This window comes from Pseudomonas sp. LPB4.O, assembly GCF_038383825.1.
GTDB lineage: Bacteria > Pseudomonadota > Gammaproteobacteria > Pseudomonadales > Pseudomonadaceae > Aquipseudomonas > Aquipseudomonas putida.
The window spans coordinates 5,933,906-5,951,440 of record NZ_CP151298.1 but is presented as its reverse complement, the minus strand read 5'-3'; the positions used below and the strand labels follow the sequence as shown (position 1 = coordinate 5,951,440).

Sequence of the window (17,535 nt, the reverse complement as noted above, 5' to 3'; positions counted from 1 at the left end):
GGGCAGCGTTTGAACAGTTTGGCCGACGATTCTGGGGAATGTTGGCGTGGTAGACAATCTGCTTTAGGGGAGAAAGATTGTCCCATCGCAGGTGACAGTCTGTGGCGGCCTCTTCGCGGGCACGCCCGCTCCCACAGGCTCAGCTAAGCCCCTGAGGCCTGTGTTATCTCTGTCGGAGCGGGCATGCCCGCGAAGAAGGCGGTGCAGATCTAACTATTCATCGCCACCAAACTGCGCCCGATACTGCGCCGGCGTCATGCCAATACGCTCACAGAACACCTTGCGCAAATGCCGGTCGCTGCCAAACCCACACTGCGCCGCCACCACCTTCAACGGCAGGTCACTGCCTTCCAACAGCTTGCGCGCCCGGTCGATCCGGGCATTCTGCAGGTACTGAAGCGGCGTTATTCCCACCTCGCGCTGGAACGTGCGGGCGAAATTTCGGCTGCTCATGGCCACCAGTTCGGCCATGTTCTGCACGGTGAGCGCCTGCTCGATATGGTCGACGATGTGCGCCTGTACCCGGGCAATGGGCGAATCATCACGCGGTACCGCTGCCAGCAACGGCCCGTATGGCGTTTGCCCGCCCTGGCGATGGCGGGCGACCAACAGCACCTTGGCCACTTCCAGGGCCAATGCCTTACCGTGGTCCTCGGCCACCACCGCCAGCGCCAGGTCGATCCCTGCGGTGATTCCGCCCGAGGTGATCAAGCAGCGGTCGATCACGTAGATCTGCTCGGTCTCGACCTTGGCCTCGGGGAACGCCCGTGCCAGGCGCTCCACGTAGTTCCAGTGGGTGGTGCAGCGGTAGCCGTCCAGCAGCCCGGCCCGGCCCAGCAGGAATACCCCAGTGCAAATGGCACCAAAGCGCCTGGCACTGCGCACCGCCTGTGGCAACCAGCGCTCCAGCGCTGGTACGGCGGTGTCATACGCCCCCGGGCCGCCGGGTACCAGCAACAGGTCGACGGCTTCTGGCAGGTCTTCCAGGCGCAGGTCTGCCACCACTTTCAGCCCGCATGAGCCGCGCACCGCTGCCTGCCCTTCGGCCAGGGTGAGCAGCCGGTATTGCCGCTCTGCCGGCAAAAACCGGTTGGCGATGGCGAATGCATCCATCGGGCCGATGACGTCCAGCAACAGGACGTCGTTGAACAGCACCATGGCCACGGTGCGGTGAGCGTTTACCTGCATGCTTCTTCGTTCGGTAGCTGAGTACAGCCTGCATCTTACGGTATACCGCTGCGCACAATTAAGAACAATTCAGCTTTGGCTCAGGACTTTGTCATGTGCCGGGGGCGAGACTTTCTGCATTCAAGAGGAGAGTCGCCATGCACCACGGCACGCCCCAAGAGCCGCTGCAAACCACCGGCGCACTGACGCCCGCACGCTTGCGCCAGGCCAAGGAACTGATGCTGCGCAGCTCGCTGTCGATCATCGAGATCGCTGGCGTGTGCAACCTCACCCGCAGCCATTTCTCCCGTGCCTTCAAGGTCAACACTGGCCTCTCGCCCCAGGCCTGGCGCCTGTTGGCGCGCATGGAAAAGGCCAAGCGCCTGCTTGCCACAGAGGTCCCGATCACCCATGTGAGCCTGGAGTGCGGCTTTTGCGACCAGGCCCATTTCACCCGCGCGTTCAGCCGCCTGGTTGGCCAGCCGCCCAAGGCCTGGCGCCAGGCGCAGGCCATTCCTTAAGCCGAAGCTATCCACCGGTATAAGCCCTTGCGGACAGTGCCGGCCCGTATTCCCAACCCAAGGAGTCACCCCATGAGCCAACCCGATTACAAGCGCTTGAACAAAGACGACGCCGTGGTCCTGCTAGTGGATCACCAGACCGGCCTGATCTCTCTGGTGCAGGACTTCTCGCCCAACGAGTTCAAGAACAACGTGCTGGCCTTGGGGGACCTGGCCAAGTTCTTCGGCCTGCCGACCATTCTCACCACCAGCTTCGAGCAAGGCCCGAACGGCCCGCTGGTACCCGAGCTGAAAGAGATGTTCCCGGACGCGCCGTACATTGCCCGCCCAGGCCAGATCAACGCTTGGGACAACGAAGACTTCGTCAAGGCGATCAAGGCCACCGGCCGCAAGCAGCTGATCATCGCCGGCGTGGTGACCGATGTGTGCGTGGCTTTCCCGACCTTGTCGGCACTGGCTGAAGGCTTTGAAGTGTTTGTGGTGACCGATGCCTCGGGTACCTTCAACGAAACCGTGCAACAGGCGGCATGGGCGCGCATGACCCAGGCGGGCGCGCAGATGATGAACTGGTTCTCGGTGGCCTGTGAGCTGCACCGCGACTGGCGTAATGACATCGAAGGGTTGGGTAACCTGCTGTCGCAGCGCATTCCTAACTACCGCAACCTGATGAACAGCTATTCGGCATTGACCTCGCGCTGATTTAGAGCGGGGCCGCTGTGCGGCCCAATCGCCGGCAAGCCCGCTCCCTCAGGTACAGCGCCAGGGTTGAATACTGTGGAGTCCCCTGTGGGAGCTGGCTTGCCGGCGATTGGCCGGTACAGGCTAAGCAGGATTCACAGGCAGAGTGAAGCGAATCCGACATCCACCCAACTCAGACAACAGCGCCTGCAACTGCCCGCCATGGGCCTGCACCACCGAACTGCAGATCGCCAGCCCCATCCCCATGCCACCACTCTTGGTGGTGTAGAACGCCCCGAATACCTGCTCCCGTTCCTCGGGTGCAATCCCTGGCCCGTTGTCGTCCACACAGAGCTCCACCTCATCCCCGACCACCGTCGACGCAATCCGCAGCACGCCATCGCTGCGATACCCCGCCAGCGCTTCCAGGCCATTGGTGATCAGGTTGAACACCAACTGCTGCAACTGCACCGGGTCGGCCGTCACGGTCACCCCCGCGTGCAGGCATGTCTGCACGTCAACCGTGGCCTTGGCGGCATCGGCCGAAGTCAAGCGCACCACCTCGCGGATCAGCTCGTCCAGCTTCACCGCCTTGAGTTGCATCGGCGACTGCTTGGCCAGCGAGCGCAATGCACGCACGATGTTGGCGGCACGTTCGCTGTCGTTGCGGATGTCTTCCAGGCCGGCGATTGCCTCTTCCAGGTCGGGCTTGGCGCGCTTGAGCCAGCGCAGGCTGGCGGCGGCGTTGGAGGTGATGCCCAGCAGCGGCTGGCTGATCTCGTGGGCGATGGACGCCGACAGCTCGTTCATCGCCTGCAGGTGCGCACTGCGCGCCAGTTCCGCCCGTGAGCGGCGCAGTTCGGCTTCCATCTGCGCTCGGCTCTGGTTGTCTTCGGCCAGGCGCGTATAGAACTTGGCGGTCTGCAGCGAGACCGCTGCCTGCGAGGCGAGGATTTCCAGCATGGCCAGGCGCTGGCTGCCGAACAAGTTGGGTACCATGCGGTTCTCCAGGTACACCAAGCCGATCAGCACGCCCTGGATCACCAGCGGCAGGCACAATACCGAACGTGCGTTGCGCGCCTGCAGCTCCTGGCGGAAAGCCTCGGGGCAATCGCTCTGGGCATCATTGAGGACCAGCGGCTTGCGCGTGCGCATGGTGGTGTTGATGATCGACAGCGGTGCCTGGGTCATGAACTTCTGGCAGTTGTCCATGCTGACGTGCAGGCCGGCATCGTCGATATAGGCGAGGGCAGCCATCTGGAATTCGGCGCCGCTGACGATCAACAGCGCGCCGTGGTCGGCACCGGAATGCTGGGTCAGGTGGCCCATCAGGGTCTCGATCAGGCCTTCGAGCAGCACTTCCTCGGACAACGCGCGCGCGGCTTCGATACCGGCTTCCAGGTCGAGCTTGGCCTGGTGGGTGGCGCGGTAGGTCTCCTGGATGGGCTGGGTGCGCAGAAACGGGTGCAAGGCCTCCAGCTGATGGACCTTGCCCGTCGCACCCCAGATATGGAAGCAGTCGCGGGCGATGCGCAGGTGCAGGTTGGCGCCGGAAATCAAACCGCTGGGGATGCACACCTCGGCCAGCTGTTCATGGGCCAGGGCCTGCTCGTGGATGAAGCCCGCTGCGGTGGCGGCGATCTGCGCCTGGTCGAAGCAACGGATGGCGGCCAGGCCGTCACCTTCAAGCTTGGCGATGACGCCTTCGATCAGCAGCAGCTTGTTGCGGAAGGTCGCCGGGTTGAAGCCGGCCCAGCGACTGAAACGCTCACGCAAGCCTCGCAGCTCGCTCAGCTTGTCGGCCAGGCTGGCGGGGGCCTCCGGGCTGCCCAGGGCCAGGCCGTGGAACAGGTGGTAGTCGGCGAGGTTGATATGCGCAGGCGCCGCCCAGGCATTGTCACCGGCCTTGGCCAGGTGGCGCATGGCGTGTGGGATGTTGCCCAGGTAGAAGGCCGACATGCCTGTGAACAGGTGCCGGAAAAACAGCGTGGTCGCTGAGTTGACCGGCGTGGTCGAGGCCACGCAGGCTGCGCCGCTCAGGTTGGCGACGAACGCTTGCTGGGCCTGCAGGATCTGTTCTATATCGCTGTAGCCGCAACGGCGAACGGTGGCCAGGCCCTGTTTCACTTCCTCAGCGACGTCCGGCAGATAGCGGCCCATGAACAGCGAGTCGGAGACCAGATGGTTGCGGGCATAGCAGCCCATCGCCAGGTCGCCGCTCAGGCGTGCCGAGTCGACCGCTTCCAGTGCGGTGCGGCGGGCGAACTCCATCGGCGAAGTCCAGGCGCTGACCTGGTCCAGGGCCAGCAACGCGCTGGTCAGGTCGCCCTCGAAGCCGTGCCGCTCGATCAGCTTCAGCGCGGCCAGGCAATAGGCATGGCCGTCGTGGTAGGCACCGAAACGCTCGGCGATCATCACCCCGAACCAGGCCAGGCCGTAAGTGCTGCCTGGGGCAACGCCATGCAGCAGCGACAACTCCATGAGCTTGGCCAGGTGCAGGAAGCCGAGGTCGTCCTGGACAAAGAACGATGACGACAGCGTGGCCAGCAGGCCGATCGCCACTGCCACTTGCTCCGAGTCGGCACGCGGCAGCGACTCCAGACAGTGGCGGCCCTTTTGTTCGATCATGGCCAGCACACGGGCATGGCTGGCTTCTACCTGTTGCCGGTCGACGCCGCGTGCCAGGCGGATACCCAGCAGTTCCAGGCCTGATAAGGCGCTGTCGATGGCTGCCTGATAGTCGCTCTGCAAGGTGAACAGGCGGGCCTGCAACTGGCACAGCCGGGCCCGATCCAGCGCCGAACGTGCGCGCTGTCGGCACTCGCTGAGCTGGGCCTCGGCCGCAGCCATGCGCGACAGTTGCATGTCGCACTCCGCCGCCATGCAGGCGATGGCAAAGCTGTGCGTGGCGCGGCTTTCCAGGGTGCTGCCGTGGTGCAGCAGCTGCTCGGCCGTGTGCAGGTAACCCGCAGCCTGTGCAAAGGCGCCGCTGTCGCGCGCGCGCAATGCCGCTTCACGTAAAAGCTGCAGGAACACTTCGCAGTCATCCGCTGAAAACCCGCGTGGGCTGGCGCGTTGCAGTTGGTGGGCGGCCTCGAAAAGCACCTCGTGCAAGTGCTCTGGCCAGGTTTGCAGCATGGCTTGGGCAATGCATGCATGCAGCGATTCGCGCTCGCGCAAGGGCGTGAGTTGATAAGCCGCTTCCATCACCCGGTCGTGGGCAAAGCCCAGGCCGTTCTGGCTCGGCAGCAGGAAGCCTGCGCCAATCAAGGCCTGCAACGGTTCGCCCGGCGCTTGTCCGAGGACCCGGCGGAGCAAGCGTTCATCGCATCGGTTGCCTGCTGCGCTGACGATGCGCAGTACGTCGCGCTGGGGCGCGGGCAGGCGCACCAGGCGGTGGACCATCAGGTCGGCGACATTGTCGGAATAGCGGTGCCGGGCCACGGCCTGCAGGCACCACGACCAGCGCATGGCCTGGGTATCGAAGGTGAACAACTGGTCCTCGACCATCGCCCTGAGGATCTGGTTGATGAAAAACGGGTTGCCGGCGGTCTTGTCGTGCACCAGTTCGGCCAGTTGCAAGGTCTGGTCGGGGGCGACGTGGTAGCGTTCGCCGATCAGCTCGGCCACCGCGCCAACGGCCAGCGGGCGCAGGTTCAGGGTGGTGCTGCGCACGCCTGCGGGCATGGCGGGTTGTGCACTGCTAGCTTGTGCGTCAGTGCGCCGGGCAAAGATCAGCAACAGGTTAGCGGGCGCCTGTGCCAGCAGCTGTGCCAGCAGCTGCTGCGTGGCGTCGTCGGCCCACTGCATGTCATCGAGAAACAGCACCAGTGGCTGACCAGGGCGGCTGAACACCTGCAGGAACTCTACGATTGCCTGTAATTCCTTCTGCAGCGCGAGGCGCGTGGGTTTTGCCGGCAGCGCGGGCAGTGGGCCGAGTATCAATTGCAGGTCTGGCGCCAGCTTGCCCAGCAGCCGACCGTGGCCTTTGATGCGGCGCAAGATCTCGCCGCGCAGGGTGTCGAGGTCCTGGCTGTTCTTCGCCAGCAGCTGGTTGGTCAGCGCGCCGAGGATCTCCACCCAAGGCGCATAGGGCACGGCCTGGGCCAGGCTATTGCACTTGCCGATGGCCCAGTAGCCGTGGGCGTTGCTCTTCAGCGCGGCCTCGACCAGGCTCGACTTGCCCATGCCGGCGGCACCGTTGACGAACAGCGCTTGTGGCGTGCTGTGGCGGCGCAGGCCCTTGAGCATCAGGGCAATGGCTTGTTGTTCCGCACTGCGGCCATACAGGCGTGTGCGGTTGGGCGCGACCGGGTCGGCGCAGCCTGGGGTGAACGCTGCCATGGTCTTGCTGCTGGCCCATTGCCGCTGGCAGTAGGCAAGGTCTACTGCCAAGGCGCGAGCGCTCTGGTATCGCGCGTCCGGTTCTTTGGCCAGGGCCTTGGCCAGGATCCGGCTCAGAGGCTGCGGCACGTTCTTGTCCACTTCGCAGGCTGCCCTTGGCTGCACGCCTGCATGCAGTTGGCGCCAGTGTTGGGTGTCGCGCCCCGCCAGCGGCAGTTCGCCCAGCAACAGCTGGTAAAGGATAGCGCCCAGGGCATAGATGTCGCTACGCCGGTCGCTGCTGCTGCCATGGGGGCAAACCTGCTCCGGCGCCAGGTAGGACCAGTTGCCGAGCGGGGTGCCCTGTTCGCTGATCAGTTGCGCCGGGCCTGCGCGAAAGCAGCCTAGGCGCACCCGCTGAGGGCCTTGCAGGCACACATGTTCGGGTTGCAATGCGCCATGCAGCACATTGCGTTCGTGGGCCCGGGCCAGGGACCTTGCGGCGTTCACCGCGATGTCGAGAAACGGCTCCAGGGCCGCCGGGCCTTCGCTCAGCAGGTCGGCAATGGAGTGGCCGGCCGGGTACACCAGCAGCGGGCCCTCGGCCGAGCGCACGAACGCCGAGGGGATTACCGCCCACTGAGGGTCCAGCTGTAGTTGGTAGTCACGCTCCAGGCGCTGGCAGGCTGCGGGTGCGTCGAGCGGAGCGCGCGCAGCGATCCACGACTGGCCGGTGACGGCGTCGCTCAGCCGGAAGTAGCTGAGCTCGCCCTCCTGGCCCAGCGGTGTGACAGCGCACCGGTTCAGCCAGCCCTCGTCAATCGACTGGTCAAAATCGATGGGCCTGTGAGCGAGGCGTTCATCGAGCATCTGGAACCCCCTGGCAGCGACATCCTGACGCGCGAGTATACGCAGCGAGCCCAGTACGGATGAGGGTTGCAGCCCGCTTGGCAGGAACGGGCACGCTATTGTCCGTTATCGTACCCTGAGGGCCGACCGGCACTTGTATAGTGCTTGGGCCAACCTATCCCTCGGGATAATTGTCTCAATGTGTGCGTCGGCCTAGGCTGCCCGGGGCGGCGCAAACGCCCGTGCCCGTGCGAGGAAGCCATGATCCGAATAGGCAATGCCCAGGTGTCGCTGGAGCGGCGCGAAGCGTTTCTCGACGGTAAGCCGATCGTGTTGGGCGGGCGCGCATTCGAGGTGCTGGCCACGCTGATCAAGGCCAAGGGCCGGGTGGTCGGCAAGGACGAGCTGTTCAGCCAGGTGTGGGCCGGCACCGTGGTCGAGGACAACAACCTGCAGGTGCAGGTGTCTCTGCTGCGTAAAGCCTTTGGCGACCGTGGGCTGATCCAGACTGTGCCGCGGCGGGGTTACCGCCTGGCCGCCGAGATCAGCTTCGATGTCCCTTGCCAGGCGCAGGTCCAGTCGCCGCTGTGTGCTGCGGCCGACAGCCTTGAGGCGTTGGATCACAGCGCTCATGTGCCGGTGCTGGTTGTGGACGACGACCCGTCGGTGCGTACGGCGCTGGGCCGCCTGCTGCGCTCACAGGATATCCCGCATCATCTGTTTGCCAGTGCCGAGGCGCTGTTCGACGCCCGCCTGGAAACCCCCTATGCCTGCCTCCTGTTGGACATGCACCTGTCCGATACCAACGGGCTTGAGGTGCAAGATGCACTGCGCCGGCTGGCACTGCCCTGGCCAATCGTGTTCATGACGGGCTTCGGCACAATCCCGATGACGGTGCAGGCCATGCGAGCCGGTGCTGTGGAGTTCCTGACCAAGCCTTTTGACGAAGACCAGCTGCTGACGCTGCTACAGGCCGTGCGGCACAGGGCCGTGGCTGATGGGCGTAAATGGCGCCACGCGCGGCAGGTCGAGGAAAAGTACCAGCGCCTGACCCCGCGTGAGCGCGAGGTTTTCTCGCTGGTGGTCGATGGCTTGTCGCACAAGCAGATCGCCAGGCAGATCGGCACCAGTGAAGTGACAACCAAGGTGCACAAGAAAAACATCATGAACAAGATGCAGTCCCGCTCGCTGGTCGAACTGGTGGCCATGCACACCATTATCGGGGCGCGGCCTGAGGGCCTGGGCGGCGCATGAACAGATGGGTGTGCATCGTCGACGACGATGCTTCGGTGCGCAAAAGCCTGGCTAACCTGTTGCGTTCGGCCGGGTTCGAGACCTTTTCGTTTGCTGCGGGCGCTGTGTTCCTGGGCTCGGAGCTGGCGCGGCAGGCGGGTTGTGTGTTGCTCGACCTGAAGATGCCTGGCATGGGTGGGCTGGACGTGCAGCGTGAACTGGCGCGGCGGGAGTGGCGTTTGCCGGTGATCTGCATGTCGGCGCATTGGGATGATGGCGCGGTGCATTCGGCGATGAGCCTCGGGGCGCTGGCCTGCCTGGGCAAGCCTTTCTCTGAAGAGGCGTTGCTGAAGGTGGTTGAAGAGGCATTGGCGGGTAGTCAGTGATGTGCCACCAGTCCCTTTTACGAGCGGCCTTGCGAGGGCGCCGGACCGGTCGGATGGGCCGCAGAGCGGCCCCGGCAATCTAGTTATTTCCCGGCCGGTACTGCAGGGCCTCGGCCAGATGTGGCCGGCCGATCGCCTCACAGCCCTCCAGGTCCGCCAGTGTCCGCGCCACTTTCAATAACCGGTGCGCTGCCCGCAACGACAAGGTCAACCGTTCGCATGCCCCTTCCAGCCACGCCTGGTCCGCCGCCGTCAATCCGCAATGGAGGCGCAACCCTTCGAGGTCGAGAAAGGCATTCACGCACCCTTGGCGGCGCTGCTGGACCTCCCGCGCCTGTGCCACCCTGGCTGCCACATCGGCACTGGCTTCACCACAGGGCTGGTTGTTGAGCGTGGTGCTTTCGCGGGCGACGGTCAGGTGCAGGTCGATGCGGTCCAGCAGCGGCCCGGACAGCTTGTTGCGGTAACGCGCGATCTGCTCGGTGCTGCAACGGCAGCGGCCAGTAGGGTCGCCCAGGTAGCCGCAAGGGCATGGGTTCATCGCCGCCACCAGCTGAAAGCGTGCCGGAAAGCGCACCTTGTCGCGGGCGCGGGCAATCACGATCTCGCCCGATTCCAGCGGCTCGCGCAGTACCTCCAGTACACGCCGCTCGAACTCTGGCAGCTCATCGAGAAACAGCACGCCATGGTGGGCGAGGGTGATTTCGCCCGGTTGCGGACGGCTGCTGCCACCGACCAGTGCCGGGCCGGATGCGGAGTGGTGGGGGTGGCGAAAGGGTCGCTGCGGCCAGCTGCTCAGCGGTGTATGCCCGCTGACCGACTGGATGGCCGCCACCTCAAGCGCCTCGTGCTCGTCCAACGGTGGCAGCAACCCTGGCAGGCGGCTGGCGAGCAAGGTCTTGCCGGTGCCGGGTGGCCCGGTGAATAGCAGGTTGTGCGCCCCAGCCGCCGCCAGCATCAATGCGCGTTTGGCCGCCAGCTGGCCTTGCACCTCGCTCAGGTCAGGGTAGGGACGTGGATGCAGGACCAAACCGTTGGCCGCGTAAGGCGCCAGCGGCACTTGGCCGTTCAGGTGGGCGACCAGCTCCAGCAGGTGCCCCACCGCATACACCACCAGCCCGCCGGCCAGGCTGGCTTCCTCGGCATTCTCCCGTGGAACCACCAGCGAGCGGCCCGCCTCGCGTGCCGCCAAGGCCGCCGGCAGCACGCCTTGCACTGCCCGCAATTTGCCCGACAACGCCAGTTCGCCCAGGCACTCGACCTCTGCAAGGCTGGCCGCTGGCACCTGGCCGTCGGCGGCCAGGATGCCCAGGGCAATGGCCAGGTCGTAGCGCCCGCCGTCCTTGGGCAAGTCGGCGGGGGCCAGGTTCTGGGTTATGCGCCGCTGTGGATAGTTCAGCCCGGAGTTGACGATGGCACTGCGTACCCGGTCCTTGCTTTCCTTGACCGTGGTTTCTGGCAGGCCAACCAGGGTGAGATGAGGCAGGCCGTTGGCCAGGTGGGTTTCGACGCTGACCGAGGGTGCCTGCACACCCACCTGGGCGCGGCTGTGGACGATGGCTAGGGACATGGACGCTCCGTTGTCGCTGAAAAGGGCCGCTTCCTGCGGCTGGGTCAAGGATAGCGATGGTGGCCACGACAGGCGCAACAAGTGTGCGTCGTGGTTTTGCAGAGCAGGTTTTTTCCCTGTGTTTTCTTAAAAATCGGCAAAAAATGGATCCAATAATCTTTGCGCAGGTGCGGGGTATGGCTTAGTGTTGTTGGGCAAATGCCGTTGCCATGGGATGGCACAGCGTCTTCTTTCAAATGGACTTGAGGTATTGCGCCGTGCAAACGCTCACCCACACGCGCCAGGTCATCCGCGAACTGGTGCAGGCCAATTCATTCATTGAACTCACCTGCTTTTTCGACAGCCTTGAGGCGCAATGGCGCCAAGCCCCGCCGGGCGAGTTTCCGGCCTACCTTGTGGCCATCGAAGGGCACATGCTGGTCGACCCGGAAAACCAGGGTGACAGGGCCCTGAGCCAAGTCATCAAAGCCTGGATTCACGCCTGCCCGAAGGCTTATCACCCACAGGTGGTAATGGGCATGCACTGCTTCCACCGGGCTTGCCAGGTGCAGGATGCTGGCCAGCGCAACGCTGCGCGCTTGCTGGCCGTCGAGCAAATATGTGAAACCGCGACCGCGCACCTGTTGTGTGCAATGGACCGCTGCGCACAACCCGTGGCAGCTGCCATTGGTATGCTGCGTATCAGTGCGCAGCTGCGCGAGCCTGGCTGGTTGATCGAACTGTTTCAGGGGCAGCCTGCGCGGTACAGGCCCAGCGCCCATGCCGATGTGGAAGTGCAGGAAGCTGCGGCGCCCTTACTGGTGAAGCATGGCTTGTTGCCCTTGGCCGAGCTGCCCCAAGCGTTGCCGGCGTGCCTGAGCAGGCGGGTTGATCACGAAAACGAAGCACCACGCTATTACTGGTTGCGCCATGCGCTGGTGGCACGCCCTGGTTGTTTTGAAGCGATCCAGGCCCACGCCGATTACCTGCTGCCCCGTTGGGGCGCCAGCTTCGATGCGTTAGACCTGTTGGCCAATGGGCCATTGTGCGAGGCGTGGGATGAAGCGTTGCGCAATGCGTTGCGCTGGATGGCCGTCGAAGACCGGCTGAAACTGCCACATACCGAACAGTTGCAGGCTGTCGCCGACTGGCAGCAACTGTTCGATGCCTGGTTGCAGCGCCCGCTAAGGCCAAGGGAAAGTGCCGTTGTGCTGGCTTGGCGAGGCGCGCTGCGTAGCAGTGCCTTGCAAGACCATGCCGGCGGTATGCGCGATTTCGCCGCGAGCTTGGCGTGTAACGCCGATCACGGTGCCATCGCTGCCATGGGCGAGCCATTTCGCTGCTTGGTCGGGCTGATACTTCGCGATGGCATGGCAGATGAACACCAACTGTTGCGCACCGCCATCGAGCGCCTGTGTGAAGGCCGTTCGCATGCTGGCGCCTGTGCAATGCGTGCTGCCGGGCATCGCTTCGGCCTGTGGGGGCTGCCACGTTCGGCCGAGCAGGCAAGGCTATGGTCGCAGGTGGCGGTAACGCGCCAGCGCGCGGGCCAGGCGCCAGGCTTCGAGGTGCTTGCTGTGGCGCGGCTGCTGTGGGCGGCCAACCGGCATGAGGTGGCGTGTTACCTGTACGAGCGGTGTGCCGAGCTGAGCTTGCCGGGGGCTGCCCTTGGCCTGTACGAGCTGCACAGCGGCGGCCTGGGCAACACCCCGGCGCACTATCTGGATGACGAGGCGGCTGAGTATTGGCTGCAGCGTGCGGTAGAGGCGGGCAGCAGGCAGGCCAAGTACAACCTCGCCTGCCTGCGCATGGATGGCGATGAGGACTTGAATGATCGAAGTGCCATGCTGGCCGTCAGGCGCTTGCTGGTCGATGCGTTGGGTAATCCGCAGACCAATGTTCGCGCGCGCTTGCATCTGGGAATGCTGTTGCGCCAGTTTGGCGAAGCGCAGGAGCGATCCGAGGCGGTTGCCTACCTGTCGAGCCTGGTCGAGCACCCGGACGCGTGGATTGCCGGGCGCGCCAGTGCCGAACTGGGGTTGGCCTGGATGCAGGGGCGCGGCACCCGCAAGCAGAGCCGTTTTGCCGCTATCGAATGGGCCAACCGTGCGGCTGCCTTGCAGCCTGGGGATCCAGCCATCGAAGACATCCAGGCCGAGATCCTCAACTCGCACAACCGGGTGAAGACCCTGGTTACCCAGTGTGGTGCGACCTTGTTTCGCGGCACCTTGCATGCCAGCGAGTTGCCGCCGAAACAGGCAATCCTCGAGGCGGCCCGCATGGGGGCCTCGGCCTGACACCGTGGCACTGACCGCGAGGGCTGAACGTCGGTGACTTTGCCTTCAAAGCATTGCGTGCGCTGACATTAGTGACAAAAGCGCCTTGTATCGCGAGTTATTCTTGCGCGCCGGGCGTCATGCGTGCTTCCAGCTCGGCAACTTGTTTTTCCAAGGCCTCCAGCCGAGCGCGGGTGCGCGCCAGCACGACCATCTGGCTGTCGAATTCGTCACGGCTGACCAGGTCCAGCTTGCTGAAGGCGCCTTGCATCAGCACCTTGAACTGGCTTTCCAGTTCTGCACGGGGCTGTGCAGTATCGCTGCTGAACAGGCGCGAGGCCTGGTCGCTCAGGGCATCGAGAAGGGCTTTGGGCGCAAGCATGGGGCTGTCCACTGAAACTGAGAAATGGCCGGCAGTGTAGCACGCACAAACCTGACGTTTGAGTGCACGTTTTTCGCGCAATGCGCCCTGCCGCTGCGCACCGAAACTGTGCATGTTTCCCATGCTGGCGACTGGCCAATCCCGACCCTTTCGCATAACTCGCTGTTTTCCGGTGATTTGCCGGAACTGGCAAGGTTTCTGCAAAGACCTGTACGAGCCATGCACTGATGCAGTTCCTTGTGACCAAGCAGTGCGCACGCGGAGCCGGATGCCGACGACGCGTTACAAAGCCAACCGCTGCGCTTAGACTTGAGACGGGTTTGTTTTCCTGGGGCAAGTCCACCAAATCGGGAGAGAGTTTCATGAAGCTAGTCACAGCCATCATCAAGCCGTTCAAGCTGGACGACGTGCGCGAGTCGCTGTCGGAAATCGGCGTGCAGGGCATCACCGTCACCGAAGTCAAAGGCTTCGGTCGGCAAAAGGGCCACACCGAGCTGTACCGAGGTGCTGAATATGTGGTCGATTTCCTGCCCAAGGTGAAGATCGATGTCGCCATCGATGACAAGGACCTTGATCGGGTAATCGAAGCCATCACCAAGGCAGCCAACACCGGCAAGATCGGTGACGGCAAGATTTTCGTGGTGAATCTGGAGCAGGCGATCCGCATCCGTACCGGCGAAACCGATACCGACGCGATCTAAGCAGCAATAAAGCCTCACCAAACCCAACGCCCCAGGAGAAAACAACATGACTCTGCGTAAGATCGCAGGGCTAGGAGCCCTATTGTCCCTCGTAATGCCCGGGCTTGCCCTGGCAGAGGAAGCTGCCCCAGCGCTGAACTCCGGCGACACCGCCTGGATGCTGACCGCAACGGCGCTGGTGCTGTTCATGACCATTCCGGGCCTGGCCCTGTTCTATGGCGGTATGGTGCGTTCCAAGAACGTGCTGTCGGTGATGATGCAGTGCTTTGCAATCACCGGCCTGATGAGCATTCTCTGGGTCGTCTACGGCTACAGCATGGCCTTCGATACCACCGGTATGGAAAAGGGCGTGCTCAACTTCAATTCCTTCGTCGGCGGCTTCTCCAAGGCCTTCCTCAGCGGCGTCACGCCCGAGAACCTGACGTCGGCCACCGCACTGTTCCCTGAAGCGGTCTTCATCACCTTCCAGATGACCTTCGCCATCATCACCCCGGCACTGATCGTGGGAGCTTTCGCCGAGCGCATGAAGTTCTCCGCGATGCTGGTGTTCATGGGCATCTGGTTCACCCTGGTGTATGCGCCGATCGCGCACATGGTGTGGAGCGGTGACGGTGCACTGATGTGGGACTGGGGCGTACTGGACTTCGCTGGCGGCACCGTGGTGCACATCAACGCGGGTATCGCAGGCCTGGTCTGCTGCCTGGTGCTGGGCAAGCGCAAGGGCTACCCGACCACCCCGATGGCCCCGCACAACCTGGGCTATACCCTGATGGGCGCCGCCATGCTGTGGATCGGCTGGTTCGGCTTCAACGCAGGCTCCGCCGCTGCCGCCAACGGCACCGCTGGCATGGCCATGCTGGTCACCCAGATCGCCACCGCTGCTGCTGCACTGGGCTGGATGTTCGCCGAGTGGATCGGTCACGGCAAACCCAGCGCCCTGGGCATCGCTTCGGGCGTGGTTGCCGGCCTGGTTGCCATTACCCCGGCTGCAGGTACCGTGGGCCCGATGGGCGCCCTGGTGATCGGCTTGGCTTCGGGTGTGATCTGCTACTTCTGCGCCACCACCCTCAAGCGCAGGCTCGGCTATGACGACTCGCTGGATGCCTTCGGCGTGCACGGCATCGGCGGCATCATCGGTGCCATCCTTACCGGTGTGTTCGCAGCCCCGGCGCTGGGCGGCTTCGGTACCGTCACCGATATCGGCATGCAGGTCTGGATCCAGGCCAAGGGCGTGATCTTTACCGTGGTCTACACCGCCATCGTCACCTACGTGATCCTCAAGGTGCTGGATGTGGTGATGGGCCTGCGGGTCAACGAAGAAGAAGAGTCGGTCGGCCTCGACCTGGCTCAGCACAACGAACGCGGCTACAACCTGTAACTGCGACGCGGTAAAAACTTGCCCGGCTTGCCGGGCATTTTTTTGCCAGATTTTCAGCATTTCGCGCTTGGCAAACGGTTTATCCGTCACGTTCGCGACGTAGGTAAAAAACTTACAAGTCGTAGGGCGTTTATGGTGCTTTGCTTTTTCCACGGGCGCGCTAGAATGCGCGCCGAAGGGTGTTTGACGTGTAGTCCACACACTTCGCCAGCCTTTGCTAGGCTTGCCAATAGCGTGTGGCCAGCAGGGGCTAGATGGATTTGTCAGGTCCTGCCAGGAGCAGGGCCTGCTGGGTGCCGCCTCCCATCAGGAGCGCCGACCCAAGGGCAGTGGCCTAACCCACGGCCAGTTGAATTTTCACTGGTGGCTGCCGGTCTACGGCTGCACTGGTCTATAACTAACCTGCTTTTCGCAAGTCATGAGGTAGAACATGAGCGACGACGATCTGGAAAACGACGACCTCGAAGTAGGCGATGAAGACGAGGCTGATGAAGGCCTCGAAGCGGCGGCTGACGACGGCGTTGAAGACGCTGGCGATGACGACAGCAGCCCGGCACCTGCTGCCAAGGGCAAATCCAAGGCGGCTGTCTCGGTAGACGAGATGCCGAGCATGGAAGCCAAGCAGAAGGAGCGTGATGCACTGGCCAAGGCGATGGAAGAATTCCTTTCGCGCGGTGGCAAGGTGCAGGAAGTCGAGGCCAACGTGGTCGCCGACCCGCCCAAGAAGCCGGACAACAAATACGGCAGCCGCCCTATCTGAGTGGCTGAACGCAAAAAAGCCCGCCGTCGCTGCGGGCTTTTTTGTGGGCTCTGAGAAAATAGAGAATTTTCCCACAAGAAAAGAGGAGGCATCTGCTAGATCAGATTTGCGCCACCAGGCAAGCATCACCCTTCAAGCCTGGGGGATTTATGGACAAACTGGTTCGTCGTCGTGACCTTCGCAAGGAAGACTTCCCTAAGGTGGAAGATCCTTTTTTTGCTGGGTGGAAAGTAAAGCGTGCTCTCACAAACTGGGGATGCTTGCACGGTAGGACAGAGTTTTTGAGAGATTGCGGCATCACTCTCGGGCGACAGCTCTCTGAGCGAGATCTCGAAGTGGCGCTAAAAGAGATCAGAGACGGCAGATGGCTGTTTTTGACCAGCCAACCATTCAAGCCCATGAGGCTGGATGGCCACTTAGGTGGGGCGCAATGCTTCCCTATGTCTGGGCAGATCAACAGGCACGCTGAAAACGAAAGTGGCCCTGGTAAATGGCGCACTATCGACATCGATTATGACGGTTTGAAAAATACATTCGCCATTCTGCAGAACCGCCTTGGCTCGCTGGGTGACGAGGGTCGTCTCTTCGGTTCGGAAGGCAAGGATTATGACAACACCTTTCGAATCGTGACCCAGCAATGGGTTCCACTTGATAGCCACGATGATCATTTGGCGTCGCGATCCGTCATTCATCGCTATGGCGAAATACGGGGTATCACTCAACGGTACTTCGAGGGAGAAGATAAATGGCAAATCAGTGGGAAATCCTGGCATTGGCAACCCGCTCTTCCTTTTGAAACCTACGAACACCGAGAAAAGAAATGATGCCCGGAGGACGAAAAGCAGAGGGCTGGGCATTGCGGTTGTGGGGAGGGCTGGATGCCCTTTATCTATTGCTCTACCTCGAAGGTAGTATTCGGCGTGGGCATTTTCCCGTGGTTACAGACCTACAGAACATGTGGGACATTTGGAGCGAGCAAGGCTGGCTCACCATAGCGCTGATGGCGATGAACGTGGTTCTGCAGGCCTCGATCATCTTCAGTGCTGCCCTTTTGCTGGGCGCTCGGAAGGCGGGAATCTATGTTGGTCTAGCACAAATGCCTTGGCGGTTGCTGTTCGCTGTGCCGTCTTTGTCGGTGCTGTTGGTCTGGGCCAGCTTGGCACCTGGCTACAACCCTTGGTTGATGCTCGGTTTGATTGTGATTTCAGAGTTAATCAAAGGTGGCACGTTGATGTGGTTGCTGCGTCGCCAAAGCCTGCATCGCAGGGTTGCTGGCGGTTAAGCAAGGCATCCCGCCATCTCTGCGGAGTTTTGTGCAGCCTGTGCGGGCCG

Annotated in this window: 14 protein-coding genes; 10 read left to right on the top strand and 4 right to left on the bottom strand. The window is 62.9% G+C overall.

The features are described 5' to 3' along the window. Positions 1-213: 213 nt before the first annotated feature. A complete protein-coding gene (locus tag MRBLPB4O_RS26910; protein ID WP_341797099.1) occupies positions 214-1,188 on the bottom strand; it encodes a GlxA family transcriptional regulator in 975 nt (324 codons plus the stop codon). A gap of 137 nt (positions 1,189-1,325) precedes the next feature. On the opposite strand from MRBLPB4O_RS26910, the gene MRBLPB4O_RS26905 reads away from it, so the two are divergent. Continuing rightward, positions 1,326-1,688 (top strand): AraC family transcriptional regulator, encoded by a 363-nt coding sequence (locus MRBLPB4O_RS26905; protein ID WP_086978482.1) that lies wholly within the window; start codon positions 1,326-1,328, stop codon positions 1,686-1,688. Positions 1,689-1,760: 72 nt separating this feature from the next. Then, on the top strand, positions 1,761-2,387 hold the full coding sequence (gene ycaC, locus MRBLPB4O_RS26900) for an isochorismate family cysteine hydrolase YcaC (protein WP_341797098.1): 627 nt from the start codon (positions 1,761-1,763) through the stop codon (positions 2,385-2,387). Positions 2,388-2,510: 123 nt separating this feature from the next. On the opposite strand, the gene MRBLPB4O_RS26895 is transcribed toward ycaC, so the two are convergent. After that, positions 2,511-7,559 carry an AAA family ATPase gene (locus tag MRBLPB4O_RS26895; RefSeq protein WP_341797097.1) on the bottom strand — a complete coding sequence of 1,683 codons (5,049 nt, stop codon included), beginning with the start codon at positions 7,557-7,559 and terminating at the stop codon, positions 2,511-2,513. 240 nt (positions 7,560-7,799) lie between these two features. Between MRBLPB4O_RS26895 and MRBLPB4O_RS26890 the strand changes: the two genes are divergently transcribed. Both MRBLPB4O_RS26890 and MRBLPB4O_RS26885 read left to right on the top strand, forming a co-directional pair. After that, the gene (locus tag MRBLPB4O_RS26890) at positions 7,800-8,792 is read left to right on the top strand and encodes a response regulator (protein ID WP_341797096.1); all 993 of its coding nucleotides are present in this window, start codon (positions 7,800-7,802) and stop codon (positions 8,790-8,792) included. After that, complete coding sequence (locus MRBLPB4O_RS26885; protein WP_341797095.1) at positions 8,789-9,157, top strand: response regulator; 369 nt, start codon at positions 8,789-8,791, stop codon at positions 9,155-9,157. Before MRBLPB4O_RS26890 ends, MRBLPB4O_RS26885 begins: the two co-directional genes overlap by 4 nt. A 79-nt stretch (positions 9,158-9,236) precedes the next feature. Here the strand turns inward: MRBLPB4O_RS26885 and MRBLPB4O_RS26880 are convergent, their stop codons facing one another. Beyond that, a complete protein-coding gene (locus tag MRBLPB4O_RS26880) occupies positions 9,237-10,727 on the bottom strand; it encodes a YifB family Mg chelatase-like AAA ATPase (RefSeq protein ID WP_341797094.1) in 1,491 nt (496 codons plus the stop codon). Between the two features lie 257 nt (positions 10,728-10,984). On the opposite strand from MRBLPB4O_RS26880, the gene MRBLPB4O_RS26875 reads away from it, so the two are divergent. Further along, positions 10,985-13,003, top strand: a complete 2,019-nt coding sequence (locus MRBLPB4O_RS26875) for a DUF4034 domain-containing protein (protein ID WP_341797093.1) — start codon at positions 10,985-10,987, stop codon at positions 13,001-13,003. Between the two features lie 97 nt (positions 13,004-13,100). Here the strand turns inward: MRBLPB4O_RS26875 and MRBLPB4O_RS26870 are convergent, their stop codons facing one another. Further along, entirely contained in the window at positions 13,101-13,364 is a 264-nt protein-coding gene (locus tag MRBLPB4O_RS26870; RefSeq protein WP_049273661.1) for an accessory factor UbiK family protein, read from the bottom strand. Positions 13,365-13,726: 362 nt separating this feature from the next. Here MRBLPB4O_RS26870 and glnK point away from each other — a divergent pair, with 362 nt between their 5' ends. The 5 genes from glnK to MRBLPB4O_RS26845 all read left to right on the top strand — a co-directional run bounded on the left by glnK (position 13,727) and on the right by MRBLPB4O_RS26845 (position 17,485). Continuing rightward, positions 13,727-14,065 carry a P-II family nitrogen regulator gene (gene glnK / locus MRBLPB4O_RS26865; protein WP_002555808.1) on the top strand — a complete coding sequence of 113 codons (339 nt, stop codon included), beginning with the start codon at positions 13,727-13,729 and terminating at the stop codon, positions 14,063-14,065. A 46-nt stretch (positions 14,066-14,111) separates the two neighbouring features. Continuing rightward, a complete protein-coding gene (locus MRBLPB4O_RS26860) occupies positions 14,112-15,443 on the top strand; it encodes an ammonium transporter (RefSeq protein ID WP_016502193.1) in 1,332 nt (443 codons plus the stop codon). Positions 15,444-15,873: 430 nt separating this feature from the next. Next, a complete protein-coding gene (sutA, locus tag MRBLPB4O_RS26855) occupies positions 15,874-16,203 on the top strand; it encodes a transcriptional regulator SutA (protein ID WP_019473552.1) in 330 nt (109 codons plus the stop codon). 149 nt (positions 16,204-16,352) lie between these two features. Next, positions 16,353-17,027: a hypothetical protein gene (locus MRBLPB4O_RS26850; RefSeq protein WP_341797092.1), complete on the top strand. Its 675-nt coding sequence runs from the start codon at positions 16,353-16,355 to the stop codon at positions 17,025-17,027. Next, positions 17,024-17,485, top strand: coding sequence for a hypothetical protein (locus MRBLPB4O_RS26845; RefSeq protein ID WP_341797091.1), 462 nt, complete (start codon positions 17,024-17,026; stop codon positions 17,483-17,485). Before MRBLPB4O_RS26850 ends, MRBLPB4O_RS26845 begins: the two co-directional genes overlap by 4 nt. The last annotated feature ends 50 nt before the right edge of the window (positions 17,486-17,535 follow it).

What these genes read in the sequence shown, in the direction of transcription:
- MRBLPB4O_RS26905 (WP_086978482.1), top strand. Translation starts at nt 1,326, where the DNA reads ATGCACCACGGCACGCCCCAAGAGCCGCTGCAAACCACCGGCGCACTG.
- glnK (WP_002555808.1), top strand. Translation starts at nt 13,727, where the DNA reads ATGAAGCTAGTCACAGCCATCATCAAGCCGTTCAAGCTGGACGACGTG.
- sutA (WP_019473552.1), top strand. Translation starts at nt 15,874, where the DNA reads ATGAGCGACGACGATCTGGAAAACGACGACCTCGAAGTAGGCGATGAA.
- MRBLPB4O_RS26895 (WP_341797097.1), bottom strand. Translation starts at nt 7,559, where the DNA reads ATGCTCGATGAACGCCTCGCTCACAGGCCCATCGATTTTGACCAGTCG.
- MRBLPB4O_RS26890 (WP_341797096.1), top strand. Translation starts at nt 7,800, where the DNA reads ATGATCCGAATAGGCAATGCCCAGGTGTCGCTGGAGCGGCGCGAAGCG.
- MRBLPB4O_RS26885 (WP_341797095.1), top strand. Translation starts at nt 8,789, where the DNA reads ATGAACAGATGGGTGTGCATCGTCGACGACGATGCTTCGGTGCGCAAA.
- MRBLPB4O_RS26850 (WP_341797092.1), top strand. Translation starts at nt 16,353, where the DNA reads ATGGACAAACTGGTTCGTCGTCGTGACCTTCGCAAGGAAGACTTCCCT.
- MRBLPB4O_RS26860 (WP_016502193.1), top strand. Translation starts at nt 14,112, where the DNA reads ATGACTCTGCGTAAGATCGCAGGGCTAGGAGCCCTATTGTCCCTCGTA.
- ycaC (WP_341797098.1), top strand. Translation starts at nt 1,761, where the DNA reads ATGAGCCAACCCGATTACAAGCGCTTGAACAAAGACGACGCCGTGGTC.
- MRBLPB4O_RS26870 (WP_049273661.1), bottom strand. Translation starts at nt 13,364, where the DNA reads ATGCTTGCGCCCAAAGCCCTTCTCGATGCCCTGAGCGACCAGGCCTCG.
- MRBLPB4O_RS26845 (WP_341797091.1), top strand. Translation starts at nt 17,024, where the DNA reads ATGATGCCCGGAGGACGAAAAGCAGAGGGCTGGGCATTGCGGTTGTGG.
- MRBLPB4O_RS26910 (WP_341797099.1), bottom strand. Translation starts at nt 1,188, where the DNA reads ATGCAGGTAAACGCTCACCGCACCGTGGCCATGGTGCTGTTCAACGAC.
- MRBLPB4O_RS26880 (WP_341797094.1), bottom strand. Translation starts at nt 10,727, where the DNA reads ATGTCCCTAGCCATCGTCCACAGCCGCGCCCAGGTGGGTGTGCAGGCA.